Source organism: Dietzia sp. HMSC21D01, from assembly GCF_001815995.1.
GTDB classification, from domain to species: domain Bacteria; phylum Actinomycetota; class Actinomycetes; order Mycobacteriales; family Mycobacteriaceae; genus Dietzia; species Dietzia cinnamea.
On the sequence record NZ_KV824061.1, the window covers coordinates 1 to 4,424 of the forward strand.

5 protein-coding genes are annotated in these 4,424 nt (G+C 69.9%); all 5 read right to left on the reverse strand.

All coding sequences use genetic code 11. The features are described 5' to 3' along the window. Positions 1–92: 92 nt before the first annotated feature. Entirely contained in the window at positions 93–326 is a 234-nt protein-coding gene (gene secG / locus HMPREF3086_RS14505; protein WP_007628575.1) for a preprotein translocase subunit SecG, read from the reverse strand. Between the two features lie 130 nt (positions 327–456). Then, positions 457–1,242: a triose-phosphate isomerase gene (tpiA, locus tag HMPREF3086_RS14510; RefSeq protein ID WP_070722580.1), complete on the reverse strand. Its 786-nt coding sequence runs from the start codon at positions 1,240–1,242 to the stop codon at positions 457–459. Between the two features lie 31 nt (positions 1,243–1,273). Then, entirely contained in the window at positions 1,274–2,491 is a 1,218-nt protein-coding gene (gene pgk, locus HMPREF3086_RS14515; protein ID WP_070722582.1) for a phosphoglycerate kinase, read from the reverse strand. A 158-nt stretch (positions 2,492–2,649) separates the two neighbouring features. Continuing rightward, positions 2,650–3,666: a type I glyceraldehyde-3-phosphate dehydrogenase gene (gap, locus tag HMPREF3086_RS14520; RefSeq protein ID WP_007628580.1), complete on the reverse strand. Its 1,017-nt coding sequence runs from the start codon at positions 3,664–3,666 to the stop codon at positions 2,650–2,652. Positions 3,667–3,788: 122 nt separating this feature from the next. After that, positions 3,789–4,424, reverse strand: a 636-nt coding sequence (gene whiA / locus HMPREF3086_RS14525; protein WP_070722584.1) for a DNA-binding protein WhiA, incomplete at its 5' end; no start/stop codon positions are given.

Genomic DNA, 4,424 nt, shown 5'->3' on the forward strand with positions numbered 1-4,424 from the left:
CGTCGGATCACCCGGCACGACGAAACGGGGTGCGCGCCCTCCCTCGTGCGAGGGCACGCACCCCGTTTCGCGCGTGTGAGACCCGTGTGCGATCAGCCGAAGCGGACGAGCAGGCCGACGGCGATAATCGCGATCACCCAGAGGACCGCGACGACCACGGTGACCCGGTCCAGGTTGCGCTCGACGACGCTGGAGCCCGACAGGCTCGACTGGACACCGCCACCGAACAGCGAGGACAGGCCGCCGCCCTTGCCGCGGTGCAGCAGGATGAACAGCATCAGCAGCAGGCTGGTGATGATGAGGAAGATGTCCAGGGCGAGCTTCATGTAGGGATCGTGCCTCACGTCAGGTCGGGCGGTCGGGTGCGACCGCTACAGACTACCCGGTCGGGCGTCCGCGGTTGGTCCCGGCGTGCCGGGCCGATGAGGGCCCGACGCGCCGGGGGGCGGGATCGGATCAGGGCAGCGGGCCGCCGGCGGCGATCGCGCACAGCTGGGCGAACTCGTCGGGCTTGAGTGACGCCCCACCCACCAGACCGCCGTCGACGTCGGTCTGCTCGAGCAGCTCGCCGACGTTCGAGGCGTTGACGCTGCCGCCGTACAGCACGCGCATCGACTCGGCCGTCTCCGCGTCGGCGAGCTCGGCCAGCGCGGAACGGATGGCCGCGCACACCTCCTGCGCGTCGGCGGCGGAGGCGGTCTTGCCGGTTCCGATGGCCCACACCGGCTCGTACGCGATGACAGTGGAGGCCAGCTGCGCGGTCGTCAGACCCTCCAGCGAGCCCTTGAGCTGGTTCACCACGAAGTCCACGTGGTCGCCGGCCTCGCGGACCTCGAGCTTCTCCCCCACGCAGACGATCGGGGTGAGGCCGTGACGGTGGCCGGCCGCGGCCTTGGCCGCGACCAGTTCGTCGGTCTCGGCGTGGTAGTCGCGGCGCTCGGAGTGGCCCACGACGACATAGGTGCAGCCGAGCTTCGCGAGCATGGAGGCCGAGATCTCACCGGTGTAGGCGCCGGACTCGTGCACCGAGACGTCCTGGGCACCGTAGGCGAAGCCCAGCTTGTCACCTTCGATGACGATCTGGACGCCCCGGATGTCGGTGAACGGCGGGATGAACGCCACGTCGACCTTCTCGAGGTACTTCTCCGGGAGGGAGAAGGCGACCTTCTGCACGAGCGCGATCGCCTCGAGGTGGTTGAGGTTCATCTTCCAGTTGCCGGCGATGAGCGGGGTGCGTGCCATGTTCTCTCCTTGTGGTTCCTGGGTGTCCGGGTCAGTTGCCGCGCTCGAGGGCGGTGACGCCGGGCAGTTCCTTACCCTCCAGGTACTCCAGCGAGGCGCCGCCGCCGGTGGAGATGTGGGAGAAGTTCTCCTCGCCGAGCCCCAGGGTGCGCACGGCGGCCGCCGAGTCGCCGCCACCGACGACGGAGAACGCGCCGGCGGAGGTCGCGGTGATGATCGCCTCGGCGACGCCGCGGGTGCCGGCGGAGAAGGCCTCGAACTCGAACACGCCCATCGGCCCGTTCCAGAACACGGTCTTGGCCGAGGTGAGCTTCTCGGCGAAGGCGGCGACCGACTCGGGGCCGATGTCCAGGCCCATCTTGCCCTCGGGGATCGCGTCGGCGGGAACGGTGGTGTGGGGGGCGTCGGCGGCGAACCCGTCGGCGGCGACGACGTCCACGGGGAGCGTGATCACGTCGCCGTACTTGGCCAGCAGGTCCTTGCAGGTGTCGATCATCTCCTCCTGCAGCAGCGAGGAGCCCACGCCGTGGCCCTGCGCGGCGAGGAAGGTGAAGCACATGCCGCCGCCGATGACGAGGGTGTCGACCTTCGGCGCCAGCGCCTCGATCACGGCGAGCTTGTCCGAGACCTTGGATCCACCGAGGACCACCGCGTACGGACGCTTCGGGTCCCCCGTGAGGTCGGCGAGCACTTCGACCTCGCTCTGCACGAGATCGCCGGCGTAGGCCGGCAGGAGCTTGGCGACGTCGTAGACCGAGGCCTGGGCACGGTGGACCACGCCGAAGCCGTTGGAGACGAACGCGCCGTCCTCGCCCACGAGGCTTGCGAGTTCCGCGGCGAACGCGGCCCGCTCGGACTCGTCCTTGCTCGTCTCGCGGGGATCGAAGCGGACGTTCTCGACCAGCAGGACGTCGCCGTCGGTCAGACCGTTGGCCCGCTCACGCGCGTCCGGCCCCACCACGTCACCGGCGAGCTGGACGTACCGCCCCAGCTCATCTCCCAGCTTCTCCGCCACGGGCGCGAGAGAGAACTCGGGGTCGGCCTCGCCCTTGGGGCGGCCGAGATGGGCGGTGATCACGAGTGCCGCGCCCGCGTCGAGCAGCGCGTTGAGCGTGGGCAGCGAGGCGGTGATGCGACCGGCGTCGGTGATGGTCTTCCCGTCGAGCGGGACATTGAGGTCGCAGCGGACGAGGATCTTACGGCCCTCTACGCCGGCGTCGAGCAGGTCGGAGAGCGTGCTCACGGCCATGTGGTGGAACTCCTGTCGGAAGAACTGTGGGTGGGTCACCGGGTGGGTGGGCTGACCGTGCGGCGCCGGTCGATGTGCGCCGGGCCCGGCCGGGACGCTCGCGGCGTCCCCGGACCGGGCCCGGTGTGTGGTACGGGGGTCGTCAGGCCCGAAGGCTCTCAGAGCGACTTGCCGACCAGGCCGATGAGGTCTGCCAGGCGGTTGGAGTAGCCCCACTCGTTGTCGTACCAGGAGGCGATCTTGATCTGGCCGTCGATCGCCTTGGTCAGCGGTGCGTCGAAGATCGACGAGTGCGGATCGGTGACGATGTCAGAGGAGACGATCGGGTCCTCGGTGTACTTGAGGATGCCCTTCATCGGGCCCTCGGCGGCGGCCTTGACCGCGGCGTTGACCTCGTCGACCGAGGCCTTCTTCTCGAGCTCGACGGTGAGGTCGGTCAGGGAGCCGGTGGGCAGCGGGACGCGCACGGCGTAGCCGTCGAACTTGCCCTTGAGCTCGGGCAGCACGAGGGAGACGGCCTTGGCGGCACCGGTGGAGGTCGGGACCATGTTCAGCGCGGCGGCGCGGGCACGACGCGGATCCTTGTGGGGCGCGTCCTGCAGGTTCTGGTCCTGGGTGTACGCGTGGATCGTGGTCATGAGGCCCTTGACGATGCCGAACTCGTCGGACAGGACCTTGGCCACGGGAGCGAGGCAGTTGGTGGTGCAGGAGGCGTTCGAGATGATCGTCTGCGAGCCGTCGTACTTGTCGTCGTTGACACCCATCACGATGGTGATGTCCTCGTCGGACGCGGGGGCCGAGATGATGACCTTCTTGGCGCCGCCCTCGAGGTGGCCGCGGGCCTTCTCCGCCGAGGTGAAGATGCCGGTGGACTCGACGACGACGTCGACGCCGTAGTCACCCCACGGGACGGAGGCGGGGCCCTCCTTGATGGCGAGCGCGCCGATCTTGGTCCCGCCGACCGTGATCGAGTTGTCGTCGTAGGTGACGTCCTTGCCGAGGCGACCGAGGATCGAGTCGTACTTGAGCAGGTGAGCGAGCATGTCGTTCGTGGTCAGGTCGTTGACGGCCACGATCTCGATGTCCGTCTTGCCCTCGGCCTTGAGAGCCTCCACCGCGCGGTAGAAGTTGCGGCCGATACGTCCGAATCCGTTGATGCCTACGCGCACGGTCACTTCGATGTCTCCTTATTGGTGGTGCGAGAACGCTGGACGTCACCGGGGCCGGGTGGGGCCCGGGGACGTGACCCAGACTACCCGCCGGTGCGCGGCCACGTGCAGGGTGTTCTGGGGGCCGATCAGGCGTCGTCGAGCATGTCCTCGGTGACCACGGACTCGGTGTCCGGGATGCCGAGCTCGGCGGCCTTGCGGTCCGCCATCGACAGCAGCCGCCGGATGCGTCCGGCGACCGCGTCCTTGGTCATGGGCGGATCGGCGAGCTGTCCGAGTTCCTCCAACGAGGACTGGCGGTGCTGGACGCGGAGTTCGCCGGCCGCGAGCAGGTGGTCCGGGACGTCCTCGGCGAGGATCTCCAGCGCCCGCTGGACGCGGGCGGCGGCCGCGACGGCCGCGCGGGCGGACCGGCGGAGGTTGGCGTCGTCGAAGTTCGCCAACCGGTTGGCGGTGGCGCGGACCTCGCCACGCGAACGACGCTCCTCCCAGATGTCCCTGGTCGACGTGGCCCCGAGGCGGGCCAGTAGGACCCCGATCGCCTCCGCGTCGCGGATGACCACCCGGTCCCCTCCCCGCACCTCCCGGGCCTTGGCGGTGACGCCGAGTCGGCGCGCGGTCCCCACGAGCGCCATCGCCGCCTCCGCCCCGGGCGCGGTCACCTCGAGGGCCGACGAGCGACCGGGCTTGGTGAGCGACCCGTGCGCGAGGAACGCCCCCCGCCACGCGGCCTCGGCCGCGGCGACGGACCCGCCGACGACGGC